The 20694-nt window shown below is 38.3% G+C and carries 24 protein-coding genes; all 24 read right to left on the minus strand.

Annotated features, from left to right (window positions below; translation table 11 throughout):
• On the minus strand, positions 1-1242 hold the full coding sequence (locus tag ACZ47N_RS00680) for a hypothetical protein (protein WP_464887215.1): 1242 nt from the start codon (positions 1240-1242) through the stop codon (positions 1-3).
• Positions 1243-1252: 10 nt separating this feature from the next.
• A complete protein-coding gene (fliJ, locus tag ACZ47N_RS00685) occupies positions 1253-1696 on the minus strand; it encodes a flagellar export protein FliJ (protein WP_464887216.1) in 444 nt (147 codons plus the stop codon).
• A 15-nt stretch (positions 1697-1711) separates the two neighbouring features.
• On the minus strand, positions 1712-3025 hold the full coding sequence (gene fliI / locus ACZ47N_RS00690; RefSeq protein ID WP_464887217.1) for a flagellar protein export ATPase FliI: 1314 nt from the start codon (positions 3023-3025) through the stop codon (positions 1712-1714).
• Between the two features lie 3 nt (positions 3026-3028).
• The gene (locus tag ACZ47N_RS00695; protein WP_464887218.1) at positions 3029-3805 is read right to left on the minus strand and encodes a FliH/SctL family protein; all 777 of its coding nucleotides are present in this window, start codon (positions 3803-3805) and stop codon (positions 3029-3031) included.
• Positions 3798-4817, minus strand: a complete 1020-nt coding sequence (fliG, locus tag ACZ47N_RS00700; protein ID WP_464887219.1) for a flagellar motor switch protein FliG — start codon at positions 4815-4817, stop codon at positions 3798-3800. Before fliG ends, ACZ47N_RS00695 begins: the two co-directional genes overlap by 8 nt.
• Positions 4818-4828: 11 nt before the next feature.
• Positions 4829-6358 (minus strand): flagellar basal-body MS-ring/collar protein FliF, encoded by a 1530-nt coding sequence (gene fliF, locus ACZ47N_RS00705; protein ID WP_464887220.1) that lies wholly within the window; start codon positions 6356-6358, stop codon positions 4829-4831.
• Between the two features lie 34 nt (positions 6359-6392).
• Entirely contained in the window at positions 6393-6686 is a 294-nt protein-coding gene (gene fliE / locus ACZ47N_RS00710) for a flagellar hook-basal body complex protein FliE (protein ID WP_464887221.1), read from the minus strand.
• 14 nt (positions 6687-6700) lie between these two features.
• On the minus strand, positions 6701-7144 hold the full coding sequence (gene flgC / locus ACZ47N_RS00715; protein ID WP_464887222.1) for a flagellar basal body rod protein FlgC: 444 nt from the start codon (positions 7142-7144) through the stop codon (positions 6701-6703).
• Positions 7145-7146: 2 nt separating this feature from the next.
• Positions 7147-7554 carry a flagellar basal body rod protein FlgB gene (gene flgB / locus ACZ47N_RS00720; RefSeq protein WP_464887223.1) on the minus strand — a complete coding sequence of 136 codons (408 nt, stop codon included), beginning with the start codon at positions 7552-7554 and terminating at the stop codon, positions 7147-7149.
• Positions 7555-7989: 435 nt separating this feature from the next.
• Positions 7990-8769 (minus strand): GTP-sensing pleiotropic transcriptional regulator CodY, encoded by a 780-nt coding sequence (gene codY / locus ACZ47N_RS00725; protein WP_464887224.1) that lies wholly within the window; start codon positions 8767-8769, stop codon positions 7990-7992.
• Positions 8770-8856: 87 nt separating this feature from the next.
• The gene (gene topA / locus ACZ47N_RS00730; RefSeq protein WP_464887225.1) at positions 8857-10953 is read right to left on the minus strand and encodes a type I DNA topoisomerase; all 2097 of its coding nucleotides are present in this window, start codon (positions 10951-10953) and stop codon (positions 8857-8859) included.
• A 51-nt stretch (positions 10954-11004) separates the two neighbouring features.
• Complete coding sequence (gene dprA, locus ACZ47N_RS00735; protein WP_464887226.1) at positions 11005-12099, minus strand: DNA-processing protein DprA; 1095 nt, start codon at positions 12097-12099, stop codon at positions 11005-11007.
• Positions 12100-12104: 5 nt separating this feature from the next.
• Entirely contained in the window at positions 12105-13637 is a 1533-nt protein-coding gene (locus tag ACZ47N_RS00740) for a YifB family Mg chelatase-like AAA ATPase (RefSeq protein WP_464887227.1), read from the minus strand.
• A 33-nt stretch (positions 13638-13670) separates the two neighbouring features.
• Positions 13671-14018 carry a YraN family protein gene (locus ACZ47N_RS00745; RefSeq protein WP_464887228.1) on the minus strand — a complete coding sequence of 116 codons (348 nt, stop codon included), beginning with the start codon at positions 14016-14018 and terminating at the stop codon, positions 13671-13673.
• 10 nt (positions 14019-14028) lie between these two features.
• On the minus strand, positions 14029-14649 hold the full coding sequence (locus ACZ47N_RS00750; protein ID WP_464887229.1) for a ribonuclease HII: 621 nt from the start codon (positions 14647-14649) through the stop codon (positions 14029-14031).
• Positions 14630-15481: a ribosome biogenesis GTPase YlqF gene (gene ylqF / locus ACZ47N_RS00755; protein ID WP_464887230.1), complete on the minus strand. Its 852-nt coding sequence runs from the start codon at positions 15479-15481 to the stop codon at positions 14630-14632. Before ylqF ends, ACZ47N_RS00750 begins: the two co-directional genes overlap by 20 nt.
• Positions 15482-15578: 97 nt before the next feature.
• Complete coding sequence (gene rplS, locus ACZ47N_RS00760; protein WP_464887231.1) at positions 15579-15923, minus strand: 50S ribosomal protein L19; 345 nt, start codon at positions 15921-15923, stop codon at positions 15579-15581.
• A 101-nt stretch (positions 15924-16024) separates the two neighbouring features.
• Positions 16025-16780 (minus strand): tRNA (guanosine(37)-N1)-methyltransferase TrmD, encoded by a 756-nt coding sequence (gene trmD / locus ACZ47N_RS00765; RefSeq protein WP_464887232.1) that lies wholly within the window; start codon positions 16778-16780, stop codon positions 16025-16027.
• Positions 16777-17280 carry a ribosome maturation factor RimM gene (rimM, locus tag ACZ47N_RS00770; protein WP_464887233.1) on the minus strand — a complete coding sequence of 168 codons (504 nt, stop codon included), beginning with the start codon at positions 17278-17280 and terminating at the stop codon, positions 16777-16779. The genes trmD and rimM overlap by 4 nt, the downstream gene beginning before the upstream one ends.
• A 36-nt stretch (positions 17281-17316) precedes the next feature.
• Positions 17317-17544, minus strand: coding sequence for a KH domain-containing protein (locus ACZ47N_RS00775; protein ID WP_464887234.1), 228 nt, complete (start codon positions 17542-17544; stop codon positions 17317-17319).
• Positions 17545-17570: 26 nt separating this feature from the next.
• Entirely contained in the window at positions 17571-17816 is a 246-nt protein-coding gene (rpsP, locus tag ACZ47N_RS00780; protein ID WP_464887235.1) for a 30S ribosomal protein S16, read from the minus strand.
• Positions 17817-17856: 40 nt separating this feature from the next.
• Positions 17857-19203 (minus strand): signal recognition particle protein, encoded by a 1347-nt coding sequence (gene ffh, locus ACZ47N_RS00785; RefSeq protein WP_464887236.1) that lies wholly within the window; start codon positions 19201-19203, stop codon positions 17857-17859.
• Positions 19204-19215: 12 nt separating this feature from the next.
• Positions 19216-19593 (minus strand): YlxM family DNA-binding protein, encoded by a 378-nt coding sequence (gene ylxM, locus ACZ47N_RS00790; protein ID WP_464887237.1) that lies wholly within the window; start codon positions 19591-19593, stop codon positions 19216-19218.
• 107 nt (positions 19594-19700) lie between these two features.
• Positions 19701-20693, minus strand: a complete 993-nt coding sequence (ftsY, locus tag ACZ47N_RS00795) for a signal recognition particle-docking protein FtsY (RefSeq protein WP_464887238.1) — start codon at positions 20691-20693, stop codon at positions 19701-19703.
• Between the last annotated feature and the right edge of the window lies 1 nt (position 20694).

Genomic DNA, 20694 nt, shown 5'->3' on the forward strand with positions numbered 1-20694 from the left:
TTACTCTCTATAAAGCTTCTGAGAGAGTAAAGCAGCTCGCGGGGTACTAAGTTCTCCCATTAAAGCTGAAACATCAGCTGTTCTCATGCCACGAAGAACATCTAGCACCAAGTTTTCTTCTGTCTTAACAATCTGTTCATCCTGAGAAAAAATCTTTTGTTCAATAATCGTATTGCTAACTAACATTCTCTCTACTAAGGGAGCAAGTTCCTCCATTTCCATCCTTTGGTACACATCCACCAAGTCCCGAACTTTTTGTTTGTAGTTCCGATGAAAAGTAACAGATTCACCTAACTGACCTGTTTTCCCTTGTCGTGCATCCACTAACTGTTCCAATTTCAACATTTCGTCATAGAGCGGTTGAATCAAATCAGCATCATCTACTTGAGAAAGAATTCGTCCCCCTTTTTCAAGTGGAAACTGATGGTATAAAAAAGCCAGTTCTTGAAGAGTGAAACTTTCTACTCCTCCCATAAGGGGTAGAATTTCTGCAATTGATTTTTTACTGTAAAGGTTTGCTTTTTCAAGCAATTCAGCTTCTCTCGATAGCTTATTTTCAATTTTACGATCAATTTCTGAGCGAAGACTAGATGGCATTCCAACCCTGGCTTGTTGAGCTAAGTTTTCGTCAAGATAGCGAAGATAATCAGCTGAAAGCTCCGTTGGAAATTGGTTGAAAATAGCAGCAAGTTCATGATTTCTTATTTCACCTGCGGCATAAAGACGCTCCATTTCTTTTATTCCTGCCGGGAGGGACTGAGAACTGAGATAATCAGCAATTTCCGAAGTAAAAGCCTCTTGATCTTGTTCAATTTCTTCTAAAATACGCTGCAAGCTACCATCTTGCAGAAGTGCTCGTTGCAGTTTTTCATTGATATTAGCCATTTTACGTGGGTTTTCACGACTCATCCTATGTCTAATTTCATGGTAAAGTTCTTCATCTTCCCCGCGTAGGATAAGTAATTTATCTACAATTCGATCTTCATCTAAGCCAATATAATATTTCGCTATTTCCTGCTTTAAATCATCCTGTTCGTCCAAGCTTGGAATAGAGCTAAAATGGTTTCCTACCGGGCCTGGGATATGAGAAAACACGTCATTCGTAGTATGACGAAATGTATCACTGGTGCTATAGAGGATGCCAACTGTTATCACTGGGATTAGCAAAACGACTAGTGCAATGATAATTATAATTTTATATGATCCAGATTTTTTTTCTTGCTCTTGGATTTCTTCAGCCATTGGAGCCTCCTTATTTGGTGGCGCTTCTATGTGATACAAACTGGTCTATTTGAGAAGCTTCCAGTTTTTTTTCTTCAGCTCTGTAATGTTCATAGTCTTTTTCCTTGATTTTTTCAAATTTACGCATTTCTTTTTTTGCTTCTACTAGTTGTAATCGGCATTTTTCAACGTGTTCTTCAGCTTTTAACAATGCTATTTTTTGAAGCTCTATCATATCCATCAGCCATTGTATTTGATTAGACTTCAACTGCATCTCATGAATTCGCTGCTGTTCACCAAGGTTTTGATTCCACTTATTAATCGCTACCGAATGTTGATTCTTTAGGGAGAGAAGCTTTTCTTTTTCCAATTCCATTTGCGTTACAGCTTCCCCCATCACTTGTTTCGCTTCTTCTTCTCGCTTTTCTTTGTATGACAGAATAACATCAAATCGGAACCGGAATCTGGAATCCATATAGTTCAGCTCCTTTTAAGCATTTAATAGACTTTTCAATTCATCTAATGTTTCTTCATAGTTGCTTTTGTCATTAACATCTTGCTGCAAAAAGGAATTAATAGCGTCAATTTTATCAATGGCAAAATCAATGTTTCGGTTAGAACCCCTGGCATACGCTCCTATACTGATTAAATCTTCCGCTTCCTGATAGGTTGATAACACTTCTTTCACGTCATTCGATGCTTTAATCTGTTCTTTAGAAACTATATTTGGCATAACACGACTTAAACTTGCTAGCACATCAATAGCTGGAAAATGTGTTTTATTAGCTAATTTTCTCGACAAAACAACATGACCATCTAGGATTCCCCTTACAGCATCAGCAATAGGTTCATTCATATCATCACCATCTACTAGCACTGTATACAAACCAGTAATTGAACCCTTGGAAGAAGTTCCGGATCGCTCGAGTAGCTTGGGTAGTACCGAGAAAACAGAAGGGGTATACCCTTTGGTAACGGGTGGCTCTCCAATGGCAAGCCCAATTTCACGCTGCGCCATAGAAAATCTCGTAATAGAATCCATCATTAGCATCACATTAAAGCTCTGATCCCTAAAAAACTCCGCTACAGCACTAGCTAGTAGGGCGCCTTTCATTCGTATTAAAGGGGGCTGATCCGACGTAGCCACAATAACAACCGATCGTTTCAATCCATCTTCTTGTAAATCGTTTTCAATAAATTCTTTGACTTCACGTCCACGTTCTCCAATTAGAGCTATTACATTGACATCTGCTTGGGTATTTCGAGCAATCATTCCTAGTAAGGTGCTTTTTCCAACACCACTCCCAGCAAAAATACCAATTCTTTGGCCCTTTCCACAGGTTAACATAGAGTCAATGGCACGAACCCCTAAAGGCAGTGGTTCCTTTATCCTGGTTCGCTCGAGGGGATTCAAAGGTTGACCCATCACTGGATAAGATTTAGATGCTTGTAGAGGTCCTTTATCATCCAATGGATTGCCAAGACCATCCAGCACTCTTCCTAATAAATGATGACCAACATTCACCTCTAGTGTTGCCCCAGTAGCCTCCACACGGCTTCCAGGACCAATTCCTTCCATATCACCTAAGGGCATTAGCAAGACTTTCTTTTCTTTAAACCCCACTACCTCTGTCAACAAAGTACTTTTTTTCCTGAAAGTGTCAATTTTGCATATTTCACCAATTTTCACAGATGGACCATTCGATTCAATTGTTAAACCAATTACTTGGGACACTTTTCCGTAATATTTAATCAGGTCCATATGATCAAGTGCTTTTTCATATTTTTTTAGTGAAATTGCCATGGTCTATTCCTCACTCTTCAATAAATCTAAGAAAACGGACTCAATTTTTTTAATTTGTGTTTCAACGCTGGCATCCACCTGTCCCGATACAGTCTCTATGACAACACTTCCAGGGCCAACAGATGGGTCACTGCGAATCTCAATATCACGAATTCCATCCGCCATCAGGTAAATTCGATTTTTATACGCATAAATTAAATCATAATCAATGTCACTGATGTGAATAATCAAGCTTTCTGTATAATTACACTCCTTGAGACCTTCTTCAATCAAATTAAACGTAAGTTCCTGGTTTTCTTGAAGCTCTGCTTGAATAACACGTCTAACGGTTTTGATAACAAGATTGACCAGTTCTTCTTCTAAATCCTTAAGCATTGCATTTTGCTCTTCAAAAACCTGGTGCTTTAAAAGAGCAGCTTCATCTACAAGTTTCTTCATTTCCTCATATCCATGCTGTTGACCTTTTTCGAAACCATTGTCATAACCTTGTTTGTATCCTTTATCTTTTGATTCTTCAATTATTTGGTTGCTTCTTTCTTGAGCTTCCAGTATTATTTGTTCCGACTCTTCTCTTGCTTTTTTTAACATCGTCTCTCTTTCGTCTTCTGCTTGTTCAACCATTTCATCTATTGCAGCCTGTTGATCTTCAATGTTCATAGCTATTTCTTCTGATTCTAGATCAGACTCTGAAGGTTCAGGCTTTCTCACAATAGAAGTCTTAACCTCTATTCGCCTCCCTTCACCAACCTGAATCTGATTAGACTTGTATATTTTAAACAATGATGTCATCTCCTCCACCACGAGCAATAATTAACTCGCCTGTTTCTTCCAGTTTTCTGATGACATTAACAATTTTTTGCTGTGATTCTTCTACATCTCTTAATCGGATAGGTCCCATAAATTCCATATCTTCTTTGATCATTTCAGCCATTCGTTTGGACATGTTTCCAAAGAATACATCAGCCAATTCTTCAGTAGCTCCTTTGAGAGCAATAGCCATATCATTATTATCAATTTCACGAATGAATCGCTGAATAGAAGCGCTATCAAGATTTATAATATCCTCAAACACAAACATACGCTTTCTGATTTCTTCTGCCAGCTCAGCATCTTGTATTTCCAGAGTATCCATTATGTTCTTTTCCGTTCCGCGATCTACAGCATTAAGAATATCAACTATCGATTGAATACCTCCAGCGCTTGTATAATCTTGATTCACTAACGATGAAAGATTCTTTTCAAGAACCATTTCTACCTCTTTAATCACTTCAGGAGATGTGCGATCCATGGTAGCAATTCGTTGAGCTACTTCTGTTTGTTTTTCTTGCTCCAAAGAAGAAATAATCTGCGATGATTGATCTGAAGGTAAGTATGCCAGGATTAATGCAATAGTTTGTGGGTGCTCATTTTGAATAAAGTTAAACAGATGGCTGGGATCTGCTTTTCGAGCAAAATCAAAAGGCTTTACTTGCAAGGATGCCGTTAGCTTGTTAATAATATCCATGGCTTTTTGGGACCCCAATGCCTTTTCCAGAACATCTTTTGCATAATTAATCCCACCTTCAGAAATATACTCTTGAGCCACACAAATCTGGTGAAACTCTTCCAAAATTTTTTCTTTCACGTCTGGTGGTACCCTTTTCATATTTGCAATTTCCAAAGTCAATTCTTCAATTTCTTCATCGTTTAAGTGTTGGAAAATTTTCGAAGAATACTCTGGACCCAAACTGATCAAAAGTGTTGCTGCCTTTTCTTTTCCTGTTAATTCAGCTTTTGATCCGCGTTTGCTCATACTCGACACCTCTAATCTTCAGAAAGCCAATTGCGCAGTAGGTTGGCGATTGCTTCTGGATTCTTATTCACAAGCTTTTCAATCGATTGCTTTACTTCAGAACCTGCCATATCCATGTCTACATCCTCATGTGAGTCTATGGCTGGTAATCCTTCTTCAATTTCTTCTTCTATATCTTTCTTTTTAATGAACTGACGATAAATAACGATGCCTATGGCCGCTACCAAAAGAGCCACAATCACCCATAGCCACCAAGGGATTAAGGTTTCTGGGTCCGCATCAAAATCTGGTAAGACTGGTGTTTCAAATTGCTGGACACCTACTTGCACGACACGAGTGTCTAGTCCAGCGGCAGCTGAAATAATATCCATCAGTTCAGTCCGTTCCTCATCTGTCATATCTCCATCTGGAAGGGCATCGCTATTAAGGTAAACAGCAACGGTAATATCCTGGACCTGCCCTTGTGCTCGAACAATTTGCTGTCTTAGTTCGTTGATCTCATAATTAATAGTCCTACTGGCTTCCTCATATGTTGAAGTATACCCGTCCTGTTCAACATATTGCACAATATCTTCGGTGTTTGGATCTGTACCAGGAACTTCTCCAGCTCCTACGGATTCCGAACGTATATCCAATTGTTGTAGGCTTCTTGCAATCCCATCTGTTTCATCTTCTATAGGGGGCGAAAACTCAATAATTTCTGTGACATCAGTATCAAATCCAAGTTTAACATTAGCCATAACCACTACATTCCCATATCCATATACCGTAGACAGAAAGTCAGTTACGCTGTTCTCTAAATTTTGTTGTACGGTTTTTTGTAGTGTTAATTGGTTTCCCACATCCATGCTAGCATCTGATGCGTCCCTATCTTGACTAAGAACACGTCCATCAGGTCCGTGAACGGTAACATTATTATGATCAAGCCCATCAACAGCGTTGGCCACTAAAACCGCAATACCGTTTATGCTTTCGGACTCAAGTTGGGTATTACTATGTAGATCTAAATATACAGAAGCACGGGCTTGTGTTTGTTCGTCTACTAGGACAAAACCAGAACGTTCTGGAATAGCAATATTAACCACAGCTTTCCTAACACCTTGAATTTCTTCTATAGTGGATGCTAGAAAATTCCTTTGCGCCAACTGCATACGCTGAGCCCTTTCTTCACTGGTCATCATGAAAGAACTCCCAGTAAACGCATCCTCAAATGAAAAACGAGAGGAAGGTAGGCCCTCTGTAGCAACTAACACCTGTGCCTTTTTTTCATCTTTTAAAGGTACTTCAATTATCCTGCTGGTCGCTCCATGGCGAGCACTAATGCCATTGGCCTCAAGGGTTTCCATGACTTCTCCCGCCTGTTGCGGATCCAAATCATTGTATAACACTGTGTAATCTGTTCGTGTAAAATATAGAATAAGACCCGTTAGCAAAACCAACACTAAAATCGCTACAATTGCCATTATAATTTTTTGTTTACGGTCAAACTTTTCAAAATACTCATTCAACTGCGAACGTATCTTCTCCAATGATTCTGCCATTTAAGTTCGTTTCACCTCAGCTTTTCTGGTGTTGCTAAATTTGCATTCGCATTATTTCTTGATATGTATCCATTATCTTACCTCTTACAGCAGACATCATTTGCATTGATATATCTGCCTTTTGAGAAGCAATCATAGCTTCATGAATGTTTTCAACCTCTCCAATAGCAAGCTTTTCTGAATACTCATTGGAATCTAGTTGTAATTGATTCACGTCATTCACTGCTTGTCCAAGAAAATCTGTAAAAGAGTTAGTCTGTTCCTTCGTATTTTGATGAAAAAGACCAAGGCCCTGAACATTTTGATTCAAAACACTGTTTATGTGCATCTACATTATTCCTCCTAACGTCCAATTTCTAAAGCCCTCATAGCCATGCTAACGGTTGAGTTCATGGCTGTTATGTTGGCTTCATAGGCACGTGAAGCCGATATCATGTTAGCCATCTCGGTTACGGTATCGACATTGGGCATTTGTACATATCCTTCTTCGTTAGCGTCCGGATGACCTGGGTCGTAAACATTTTTGTAAGGAGACGGATCATTGTGAACGCCTGTCACTTCAACCCCTTGCTGATTTTGAGCAGAGCTAATACTCTTTCTTAAATGGTGAGAAAATGATTTTTTATCTGCTTTTTCCTGAAAGGTTACTACTTGACGTCGATAAGGAGTTCCATTTGCTGTTCTAGTAGTATTTGCATTCGCAATGTTTTTAGAAATGATATCCATTCGGAATCTTTCAGCCGTCAGTCCAGTACCGCTAATATTAATAGAGTTGAATATACTCATCTTTAACGACTCCCTTCTGATATAACAGTTCGCAACTTTTGAAACTGTCCATTGACACGAGTGGATAAGGACTGATACCAAAGTTCATTTTTGGCTCTTTCTGCCATTTCTACATCGATATCTACATTGTTGCCATCCCGTCTTGTACTGTAATTTTGATGCTGAACCCTCTGATGTTTAACAGATAAGCTATCTGTTTGTCCAATAGGGATATGTCGTGGGTTTGTGATGGTCCCGACTAGGGTGTTTCTTTTTAGCGAATCTTTTAAAAGTCCCTCAAACTCTACTGTATCCTTTTTATACCCAGGAGTATTAACATTCGCTATGTTATTTGCGATACTCTCATTCCTCGCCCATGATGCATCCATGGCTTTTGCCATTAAGTTAACGTTATTATATAGATTATTCATTCAAGCACCTCCTTGAAAACGCACACAATTTCTTATCGTTAATTATACCATATTTTTTCACTAATCAAACTCAACACGCATAAAAAAATGTCATTAACACACTTTATTATTGTATCATAATTTCTAGTTCGTTTCTCTTTAAAACACTCAATCCTACTGGTTAAGGACTAAAGTATTAGTGCACGATCAAAATCCCTTGAACATTATTAAAACCTACTCATCGTCAGCAGGAACTTTCATTGATCCACTGGAATATTGTACCATAAAACCCCTATTGTTTCGCCTTATAATTCTTAATTAAATTGGTTCAGGACTATAGTATTAGTGATTCTTGAATATATCGGTTCTGAATAACAATATTAGAGATTCTAAAAAGTTCTTGATAGTAAAAAGAAGCCATCTAAGTGACTTCTTTTCCGTTAAATCAATTGCTCACTATCGCTTTAATTTTTGCAGTTCCTCGAGCAGGTTTTCGTTCAATATTCTAATATGTGTTCCTTTCATTCCTAAGGAACGCGATTCAATCACGCCAGCACTTTCAAATTTTCTAAGGGCATTCACAATTACAGAACGGGTTATTCCAACTCGATCCGCAATTTTACTAGCTACCAATAAACCTTCCATACCATTGAGTTCGGTGAAAATATGTTCAACAGCTTCTAATTCCGAATAAGAGAGCGTATCGATGGCCATTTTTACTACAGCCTTTTGCCGTGCCTCTTCTTCCATAACTTCGGTTTTCGCCCTCAATATTTCCATCCCCACTACCGTTGCGCTGTATTCAACCATCACTAGATCTTCATCAGAAAATTCTTGATCATGTCTTGCTAAGACCATAGTTCCTAAGCGTTTCCCACTTCCATCGATTGATACAACAGTAACCAGCTTATTGTAACTTTCTACATCATACTTAAACATTTTAAGTAAAGCATCTTTTGTAATATTCGCTTGAGTTTCAGACACTTGTAATAACTGATCATTGTATTCATCAGGAAATCTTTTTTCACCAGTTTGCTCATCCAAAATAATTGGACAATCCGATGTATCCGTCAAACTTACCCCTAACACTTTTCCACGAGCACTAGCCACATACACATTGGCATCCAGAATATCACTAAGTGTTCTACACAGTTCATTAAATGAAACAGCATTATCACTGGATTTCTGTAAGATTTGGTTAATTCTTCTTGTTTTTTGAAGTAATGCAGTTGACATTAAATAACCTCCTTCAATTCTCTTCTCATATATTTGATTTGTTATTAGTATGCACTAATGAAATCCTAACACAATAATTCAAAAAATTCAATTATATTTTTCTTGTTCTTCCATTGATATTTTTCTTTTGTATCCACAATCTTTGTCGGAACATACAAACTGATCGCCTTTTTTAAATCGTTTTAACGTCATATAAGAGGCGCATTCTGGACACTTCTCTTCTACGGGTCGACTCCAAGAAACAAAACGACACTCTGGAAAACGGCTGCATCCATAAAACAATCTACCTTTCTTTGATTTTCTTTCCACTACTTCACCTACTTCACAAGCAGGACAGGAAAGACCTATTTTTTTTATAAAAGGTTTCGTGTTTGTGCAGTCTGGATAATTGGAGCAAGCAAGAAATTTACCATAACGACCGTATTTAATCAACATAGATGCATTGCAAGTCTGACAAATTTCGTCACTTTCTTCAACAAAATCAACTTCTTCAACTTGCTGATCTGCATATTCAATCATTTCATCGAAGGGACCATAAAACTCTCTAATAATTTCTTTCCACTCTTCTTTTCCTTCTTCCACCGCATCCAGTCTTTTTTCTAGCCCAGCAGTAAAATGAACATCTATAATTTTGCTAAAATAATCTTCTAGCAAAGTCGTAACTAAAATACCAAGTTCTGTAGGTTTTAAGTTCTTTGCTTCTTTCTCTACATACCCCCTAGATAAAATAGTACTAATAGTCGGGGAATAGGTGCTGGGACGACCAATCCCCAAATCTTCCATGGTTTTAACCAATGAAGCTTCTGTATACCTAGCTGGTGGTTGGGTAAAGTGTTGCTTTGGATAATCCTTGACAATATAAAACAATTGGCCTTTTTTAAGTTCTGGTAACAGCTGATCTTTAGATCTGCTTGCAAAAGAATACACCTCTAAAAAGCCCTCAAACTTCAAAATAGATCCATTCGCTTTAAAGGAGCATCCTTCGATATTCAAAACAGCATTAATGGTGTTGAATACCGCTGGAGCCATGCGACTGGCAACAAATCGTTCCCAAATCATTTTATAGAGCTTGTACTGATCATTGCTTAAGCTGTCTTTAATAGCAGAAGGGGTTCTCCGTACATCCGTTGGCCGTATGGCTTCATGTGCATCTTGGACAGAAGATTCGTTCTTTTTATTTTTAGTGGTTTTTAATTCAGAGGTGTATTCAGCGCCATATTGATCTATAATAAAATCTAGTGCTGCCTGATGAGCATCGTCTCCTATACGAATTGAGTCTGTTCGTAGATAGGTTATCAATCCAACGGTTCCTTCTTTTTTCACATCGATGCCTTCATATAATTGTTGGGCCACCGCCATGGTTTTTCGAGTTGCGAATCCTATCCGATTCGATGCTTCCTGCTGAAGGGTACTAGTGGTGAAAGGATCTGAAGGATTTCTCTTCTTTTCGCCTTTTTTTACCTCTGCCACTATAAGGGGGTTTTCTTCAATAAGATTAAGGATTCTTTGCACCTCATCTTTATTTTTAAGTTCCTTGATCCCTTTTTCGTCTTTTTGAAACTGTACTGTCATAGAGTTTTTTTGCTTATCTATCACATCCAAATCCAAGCTCCAGTATTCTTCAGGAATAAATTGATTAATTTCATCTTCTCTGTCCTTAATCATCTTAGTTGCAACTGACTGAACACGTCCAGCGCTAAGTCCCTTGCGTAGTTTTTTCCATAGCAATGGGCTCAGTTTGTATCCCACTAGCCTATCCAAAACCCTACGAGCCTGTTGTGCATCCACCAGATTTAGATCGATTTTTTGCGGGCTTTTCACAGCTGCTTTGATAGCATTTTTCGTAATTTCATTAAATACAATTCGACAAGGTTCATCGTCATCAATATTCAAAGCATTAGCTAAATGCCATGAAATAGCTTCTCCTTCTCGATCAAGATCCGTTGCGAGAAAAATCTTTTTTGCTTTTTTTGCTTCCTTTTTGATTTCATTTAAAATTGGACCTTTACCTCGAATTGTAATATAGCGAGGTTCAAAATCATTTTCTGTGTCTACTCCCATTTTACTTTTTGGTAAATCAATAATATGTCCAACTGAAGCCTTAACCGTATAATGACTTCCGAGAAATTTTTTGATCGTTTTTGCTTTTGCAGGTGACTCCACGATCACCAGTGACTTTGCCAAACTAACACCTCATTTATCCTTGTTTAAAAATTCATGCTCGATTATATCAGTTTACGGGCAGGATGTAAACAGCTTGCCAGCTATGGGCTGTATTAGACCTTTAAGTTCAAGGATTGATATCAAACTATTCATTTCAGAAACTGGTAAGCCTGTATGAAAAACCAATTCATCTATGGAAATCGCTTTGTCTCGAATTAGTTCTACTACCACTGCTTCTTTTTTACTTAATTTCACAGAATCCGGCACTGGAGTTCGTTGATTTTGCATGATTAGTTGTTTACTATACAGCTCGTCCACAATATCCTCAGGTTTCAAAACCATTTTAGCACCATCTTGTATTAACCGATTGGTCCCTTGACTAAGACCATGATTAATATGACCTGGTAAGGCATAAATTTCTTTCCCTTGCTCCATAGCAAATTCAGCAGTAATCAGAGAACCACTTTTAATGCCCGCTTCCAAAATAAATACCCCGTATGAAAGCCCGCTAATGATTCTATTTCTAGCAGGAAAAAAGTGTTTTTGCGGAGGTGTACCTGGAGGGTATTCGGATATAATAGTTCCCACAGCCTCTATTTCTTGGTACATCCGTCGGTTAGCTGCTGGGTAGACTTGGTCGATACCACAACCTAATACACCTATCGTATAACCGTCTGCATCTAAAGCACCTTGATGACTAGCTGTATCCACACCAAAAGCAAGTCCGCTAACAATCCCTATACCAAATTGAACTAACTGTCGCGAAAATTCTCCTGCAGCCCACTTTCCATAGGCTGAAGCTTTACGAGCGCCTACCATCGCAATCAGAGGAATATCATTTTTATATCTTCCTTTTATATAGAGCACATAGGGTGGGTCATAAATATGATGTAGCTCAGATGGATATTCCTTATCAAAAATCGTATATATGGTGAAGTTCTTTTCAATGGTCTTTATTTTCTCCACATATTCATCAGCGTTCTTGAGGATTCTATGGATTCTCTTCCTTTTTTCAGATGCCATAGGAAATATCTCCCGCAAACAGGATTCATTTAACTGCCAAAGGTTCTGAAAACCCTCAACATAATTTTCAATATTAAGCAAATCTTTCACCGCAGTAATACCTTCCAGATTTAGGCTGATAAGTGCCAATCTTCTTTGATCCATCTTCCTCAGCTCCTTTGGACATATGGAATAGATCTGAATTGAAGAGCTTCCGCCAAGTGCTTTTCTTTAATTTCTTCAGAAAAATCTAAATCCGCAATGGTTCTACTTACTTTCATAAGCCGATGATATGCTCGAGCACTAAGTTTCATTTTTTCAAAAGCTATCTGCATTAATTGAGCAGCCTCAGGTTCCATATGACAATATTGTTTGATCTGCGATGGACTTAAATATGCATTTCGTATGTCTTTTCCTGCATAACGTTGGCATTGAAATTCTCTAGCTTTCATCACCCTGTCTCTTATAGTGGCTGAAGACTCAGCAAATTTTGGCATGACTAAATCTTCGTATTCAATACGCCGAGCTTCGCAAAACAGGTCCATTCGATCCATTAATGGTCCTGAAATTCGCTGAACATATCGTTGTACTTGATGCGGAGCACAATGACAAACCCGCCCTTTTTCTTCAAATCCATAATAACCACAAGGGCAGGGATTCATAGCGCCAATCATCATAAAACGTGCCGGAAATGAAAAAGTTCCAGCAGATCTAGAGACTGTTACATTACCATCTTCCAGCGGTTGCCTCAAAATTTCTAAAGTTCTTTTATCAAATTCAGGTAATTCATCTAGAAACAGTACTCCATGATGACTCAATGAAATTTCACCAGGCCTTGGCACACGTCCTCCACCCGTCAAAGAAACCGCTGATGCCGTATGATGAGGGTCACGAAAAGGTCGAGTCTTTAAAGATCTTACATTCTTTTTTAGCAATCCAGACGCACTATAAATCGCAGCTACATCCATAGACTCCTCAAAATTCAGTTCCGGCAATATGCTGGGAAGTCTTCTAGCAGCCATGGTCTTACCAGATCCTGGTGGCCCTATCATCAATAAATTATGACTTCCAACGGCTACAATTTCCATAGCTCTCTTCAAACTATCTTGACCACTTATATCACAAAAGTCTTCCTCACTTTCTTCTGTATGAATTTCATCCTCGATTGTACCACTGGTAACTCCAAAGGAAAGGCCTCTTTCTAAATCAGACACTAACTCCTTTAAGTGAGTAGCAAAGTAACATTGAATACCTTCTACTAACATGGCTTCCTGCCGATTACCCCAAGGTAGGATCATACACCGATAACCACGAGATTTCATTTCAAGTATCATGGGCAGTAATCCATTAACTTCCATCACAGTCCCGTCTAAAGAAAGTTCACCAATGACAACCGTGTCCTTCAGTAAGGCCCCTTTCACCTGATCTGTAGAGGCAAGAATTGCCATGGCTATAGGGAGGTCAAAATGAGTCCCCTCTTTACGAAGATCCGCAGGTGCTAAATTAACTGTGACTCTTTGCATAGGGAATTCCATATGGCTGTTGTCGATCGCCGCCCTTACTCTATCCCTAGATTCTTTAACAGCTACATCTGGCAATCCGACAATGTTTACAGCTGGCAGGCCATTAGCAGTATCTACTTCTACGTCAATTTTATCTGACTGTAACCCTATCAAATTGGCAGTAATTACTTTTGCTAACACGGTACCCTGTCACACCCTCTCCACAGTGCTTTTTTAGAATGCATTGAGAATATGTTGAATATACCATGGTTCTCTATCCTGATACACTTCAATCACATCGAAACGAATTTTGGTTTTTGTTTTTTTATATTGTTTTATGTATATCATCGCCACATTCCGAATGGTTAGCTGTTTTTGCGGTGTTACCGATTCTCTAGGAAGTCCATATTTTGATGATTTTCTGCTTTTCACCTCTATAAACACCAATGTATCCTCGTGAAAAGCAACTAAATCAATTTCACCTATTCGAGTGCGATAGTTTTCACAGAAGATGAAATATCCTCTTGATTCTAAATACTTCTTTGCTTTTATTTCGCCCATTTTTCCTAATGATTTCATCATTTCCTAATCCCTACTTTTCTGCTAGGATTTTTTTCAGAAAACTTTTTCGATGACCTTCAGATGGACCATATTTCAAAATAGCTTCCCGGTGTTGTTTTGTTCCATAGCCTTTATGTTTATCCAAGCCGTATAAAGGATATTCTTCATTCCATTGCTGACACCTTCGATCTCGATAGACTTTAGCAACAATTGACGCCGCAGCAATTCCATGGGATTTATCTTCGCCTCTAAGAAGGGATTCTTGAGAATATGGTAAATCCAAAGACTCTGCATCAATGAGCATATGCTCTGGTTGAATCCTAGTTCCTTCCTTTGTTTTGAGATTAAGAACTGCCATTTTCATCGCTTTGCGAGTTGCTTGTTTAATATTAATTTCATCTATTTCCGATGCTTCTACTGTTCCAATTCCAATAGCCAGTGCTTGACTTTGAATAAGGTCATACAGTAATTCTCTCTTTTTCATCGATAGTTTTTTGGAATCCTTAACGCCTTCGATATATAAATAGGGAGGTAAAATAACCGCTGCGGCTACCACGTCTCCAAACAGACATCCCCGACCTACTTCGTCACAGCATGCAATTTTTTGGTAGCCATTATCCCATAATTGTTTTTCAATCTTTAATTGTTCCATTAAGTCCTCCTGAAACTTTGGGTTCTTCGAGGGATATACGTCCTAATTTCCCTCCTCTAAACTCATCCAAGATGATATTAGCAACTCGTAAGTAATCAATTTCCTCAGCTTTTAAGATGCATCCTCTTCTTTTAGCAATAGTTTCCATCACCTTAACAGGCTCTTTTATATTCTCAAATTCTCCATAACGTTGAATTAAGAATTTTGGATAAAGCCTGAGTAAGTCTTCCAACAATTTATATCCAAGAGTCTCTACATCCAATATTTCATCCTTGATAGCCCCTGTTTGAGCTAGTCGAATTCCCGTCTTCTCATCTTCAAATCTTGGCCACAGGATACCAGGCGTATCTAATAGTTCTATCGTTGATTGAATTCGGATCCACTGCTTCCCTTTAGTAACTCCAGGTCTATCTCCTGTTTTCGCTCGTTTTTTACCTGCCAACAAATTAATTAACGTGGATTTCCCTGCATTAGGTACCCCCACAACCATTACTCTTACAGGACGAGGTATTCGACCTCTTTTTTTCAATTGTTCTGATTTTTCTTGATACAGAATTTGTAGATGTTGCATTACTTTAGAGGCCGTCTTATTCTCTATTGCATTCACGTCTACTGCGATTTTTCCATGTTCAGCAAAATATTTCAGCCAATTTTCAGTCGCTTTTTCGTCTGCCAGGTCAGATTTATTTAATAATACTAACCTTTTTTTATGAGCAACCAATTTTTCGATCTGAGGATTTTGACTACTTTCTGGAATACGTGCATCCAATATTTCCACCACAACATCAACCATTTTTAATTGTTCTTGCAATAATTCTTGGGTTTTTTTCATATGGCCCGGGTACCAATTTATTTTCATCTTGCCATCACTTCCATCATGTAAAATAGTCTTACAGTTTTAAAAGGGACTGATCAACAGTCCCTTTTAATTACTTCTTTTCTTTAATTTTAAAAGCTGCTTTACCAATACGTTTTCTTATATAGTGAAGTTTAGCTCTTCTCACTTTACCACGTTTTGCAACTTGAATTTTATCAATCTTAGGGGAATGAACCGGGAAGGTTCTCTCTACGCCAACACCTGATGCAATACGTCTCACAGTAAAAGTTTCACGAATTCCTCCACCTTGTCTTTTGATGACAATTCCTTCAAAAACCTGAATTCGTTCTCGGGTGCCCTCTTTTACTTTCACGTGGACTTTCACAGTGTCACCAGTATTAAAAACTTCCAGATCTTTTTTAAGTTGAACTGCTTCTAATGATCTGATTAATTCCATTATTTGTTCCTCCTTCCTATAAAGACGTTCATAAGCATTGAATGCCAGAGGAGCGTCTGTATTAACGGTGCTATTATAGCATTTACATTTGGGGATAGCAACTACATTTCACCTTTTTCCAAAGCTTCTTGAATTTTACTCAGTAGTGCTTTTTCATCTTCAGTCAGTTGTTTTTTTTTCAGCAGATCAGGTCTTTTTAACCATGTTTCTTTTAGGGATTGAATCTTTCTCCACTCATGAATTCTCGCATGATCTCCTGACAACAGTGCCTCCGGAACATGGATTCCATTGTACGTACGTGGCCTAGTATAATGTGGGTATTCAAGCAATCCATTGTAAAAAGATTCTTCTTCATAACTCGCTTCTTGCCTAAGAACACCAGGCAACAAGCGAACAACCGAATCAATCATAACTGCTGCTGGTAGTTCTCCACCCGTCAATACATAGTCACCAATAGAAATTTCATCCGTTACTATTTCGTCGATCACGCGTTGGTCAATACCCTCATAGTGGCCGCATAAAAAAATCAATGCATTTTCTTGTGATAACTCCATCGCTAGATCATGATTAAAAACCCTTCCTTTTGGTGTACAGTATATGGTTCGAAGATTTTCATCTTTTTGTATTTTCTCCCGTAGAGCTCGGTGTGCATCTATTATGGGTTGAGGAGTCATTACCATGCCATATCCACCACCAAAGGGATAATCATCAACATTGCTGTGCTTATTTGTAGAAAAATTGCGTATGTTTACAGATTCAATGTCAACAACACCATTTTGTTGAGCTCGTCCCAGAATGCTATACTCGAAAACAGAGTCTACCATTTCCGGGAATAAGGTTAATACCTTAATGATCATGTGATCAATCCTTCAATAGGATCTATAACAATACATCCTTTTTCCATTGAGATGTCTTGGACAAAAGCTTTGACCAAAGGTATCATATGGTGTTTGTTTGGTTCAACTGATTGAACCATCAATATATCGCTGGCACCAGTTGGAAGGACTTGATCAACCGTTCCAATAAATCGGTTGTTCACATCATAAACTTTCAACCCTATTAAATCTGCAATGTAATGCTGATCCTCTGACAACTCTCTTCGCTGGGTTTCATCAGTATAGAGATATTTACCTTTCATTGCCTCCGCTTGATTCATCGTATCAACCCCCTCCAGAAACAGCAGAACATCTTTTGGGCGTATGACAACATCGCGGATGATATGGCGTTTTTCTGGATCTTTGGTGTATATCCATTGTAATTCCAAAAATCGTTCCAGATCATCTGCCAAACACTTAACTTTTAAGCCACCTCGCACACCATGAGTATTGCTCACTACCCCTGCTTTTAAGAATTGCATTCTTCCGCCTCCAGAGTACCAACCGCAATGGCAGGATTAAAGAATTTCTACGATCACTTTTCTGCTTTCGCCAGTGGAAGCTGCTTTCACCACTGTGCGAATAGCTTTCGCAATACGTCCTTGTTTGCCAATAACTTTACCCATATCTTCTGACGCTACCTTTAGTTCAACGATAATGGATTGATTGCTTTCAATCTCTTTAACGCGAACTTCTTCAGGATGGTCTACAAGTGATTTTGCAATCAACTCTACTAAATAGCCCATGACTCCATCCTCCTTAGAACTCAAAACTATTCAAGAACCCCGTTCTTTTTGAACAGAATCCGAACCGTTTCAGTTGGTTTTGCACCATTGCTCATCCACTTTTTCGCTTTTTCTGGGTCTACTTTGAATTGCTTCGGTTCTGAAACTGGGTTATAATATCCGATTTCTTCAATGAATCTACCATCTCGAGGAGCTCTGCTGTCGGCTACCACAATTCGGTAAAACGGCTTTTTGTTTGCACCCATACGCTTCATTCTTATTTTAACAGCCATGATTTTCTCACCTCCTTCAAAGTATCTCTTTAGAACTTATTTAAAATCCTGGAAAAGGTAGTTTAAACTTACCACCTTTTTTGGCTCCTTTTTCCATGTCCGTAAATTGCTTCATCATTTTTCTGGTTTGTTCAAACTGCTTTAAGAGCTTATTAACTTTCTGAATACTTGTACCACTCCCTACCGCTATCCTCTTTCTCCTACTTCCATTGATAACACCTGGATTTGTCCGTTCTTCCTTTGTCATCGATTGAATGATAGCCTCTATATAAACCAACTCTTTTTCATCTACATCCAAATTTTTCAATTGCTTTCCACCAGCACCTGGAATCATTTCTAAAATATCTTTCATAGATCCCATGTTTTTCATCTGCTGCAGCTGATCTAAAAAATCATCAAATGTAAATTGTTGAGTTCGCATTTTTTTTTCTAGCTCTTGAGCTTTTTTCATATCCAAATTGGTTTGAGCTTTTTCTATAAGACTTAAAACATCACCCATTCCAAGAATTCTCGAAGCCATCCGATCTGGATGAAATGGTTCAAACTCTTCGATTTTTTCTCCCATCCCCACAAACTTAATAGGCTTTTTTGTGACAGCACGGACGGAAAGTGCTGCACCACCACGTGTATCCCCATCTAACTTAGTAAGAATCACACCATCAATTCCTACCTTTTCACTAAAGGATTCCGCTACATTTACTGCGTCTTGTCCTGTCATGGAATCCACAACCAAAAGAATTTCTTGTGGCTTCACTGCTTCTTTAATACGTTGAAGCTCATCCATTAAATCTATGTCTATATGCAATCGTCCAGCCGTATCGATGATCACTAGATCGTTCCCGTTCTTTTTAGCTTCTTCAATGCCCGCTTTAGCAATATTCACTGGATCCACCTGATTTCCCATGCTAAAAACCGGCACATCTATCTTAGACCCTACTGTTTTCAATTGTTCTATAGCTGCAGGACGATATATGTCCGCCGCTATTAGTAAAGGTTTCTTCTGTTGGTTTTTCAATTGATTTGCCAACTTACCACAAGAAGTAGTTTTACCAGACCCTTGTAGCCCAACCATCATATATATTGTTGGTGGTGAGGAAGAAAAGGTAACTTTGCTCTGTGTGCTTCCCATAAGCAAGGTCATTTCTTCATTCACAATTTTTATCACCTGTTGGCCTGGAGTTAGGCTGTCTAAGACTTCACCACCAACTGCCCTATCCTTAACACGGTTTATAAAGTCTTTCACTACTTTAAAGTTAACATCCGCTTCAAGTAGGGCTAATTTAACTTCTCGCATGGCTTCTTTAACATCCGTTTCTGTTAACTTACCCTTGCCTTTCAACTTATCAAAGGTATTCTGCAGTTTTTCCGCTAATCCTTCAAAGAGCATTGGATCACCCCTTTATTGAATACTCATCTCTTTTAATTGCTTTAACATATGAATCATTTCATCTAAGGAATTCATGGTTTTATCTTTCATTACATCCATCAAAATTTCTTTTCTAAACATGATCATTTTTTCTTCTATAATTTCAATCATTTTAATTTGTTGTGTGTGCTTTTCCAGCAATTTCATTTTAGTTTCATATTTTTCCAGGGTGCTTTCCGTCCGTCTTAGATGATCGTAAACGGCTTGACGCGAAATAGATAAAGTTTCTGCTATTTCAGCCAAAGAAAAATCTTGTTGGTAATATAAATCCATCATAGCTTGCTGTTTTTCCGTAAGCAACAGCTGGTAAAAATCATAAAGAAGTACCATACGCATGTTTTTTTCTTCCATTATCTCACCTATCCTATTTACTGTAAAGGCTTTTTACTTTACAGCACTTTTGCATTATACAAAATAGAATAGAAAAAGTCAATACCCATCTCATTTTTTTCAATGGATCATTGATCTAATAAGGCTGACACAAAATTTTCTGGATCAAAAGGTTGTAGATCATCAATCTGTTCACCAACTCCTACAAATTTCACTGGCACTCCTAAAGTCTGGGTAATTGGTATAATAATACCTCCTCGCGCCGTTCCATCTAGCTTTGTTAACACAATCCCTGTTAAAGGTGCCACTTCACCAAATGTTTTTGCCTGTTGTATGGCATTTTGACCCGTAGTAGCATCTAATACTAATAGAACTTCCTTCTTTGCTTCTGGATATTCTCGATCCAATATGCGAAAAATCTTTCCCAGTTCATTCATCAAATTCTTTTTGTTATGCAACCTACCTGCCGTGTCGCAAATTAAAATCTGATTCTTTTTTGCTTTTGCTGAATGAATAGCATCGTAAATAACGGCTGCTGGATCAGATCCTTCCTGATGACGAATGACCGTCGCATTAGATCGCTGTCCCCATATTTCCAGCTGTTGAATAGCTCCCGCCCTAAAAGTATCTCCTGCAGCCAGCATAACACTCTTTCCCTGCTGTTGACAGTATGCGGTTAACTTTCCAATAGTTGTCGTTTTCCCTACTCCATTCACCCCAACTACTAGAACAATTGTAGGATCTTCTTTTATGTTTAATTGATGTCCTCTCTCGACAGACAACAGTTCTACCAACACTTCTTTCAGTAGCCCTTTTACTTTTGAAGCATCTTCCACTTTAGACTCTCGAACTTTTACTTGAAGCTTTTCCATAGTCATCATTGTAGCATCATAGCCTAAGTCTGCCATAATCAGCAATTCTTCCAATTCTTCAAATAACTCATCATCAATTTTATTATATCCTATCAATAAGGCGTCTAACTTGCCAGTAAAGTCTTTCGTAGTTTTACCAAGGCCTTCTTTTAATCGTTGAAAGAAACCTTTCGCTTTCGATTTTGCTTCTTTTTCTTCTTTTTCTTCTTTTTCTTCTTTTTTCATAGGATTAAAACCATTAAAAAACATT

The sequence above is a fragment of the Tindallia texcoconensis genome (assembly GCF_055383815.1).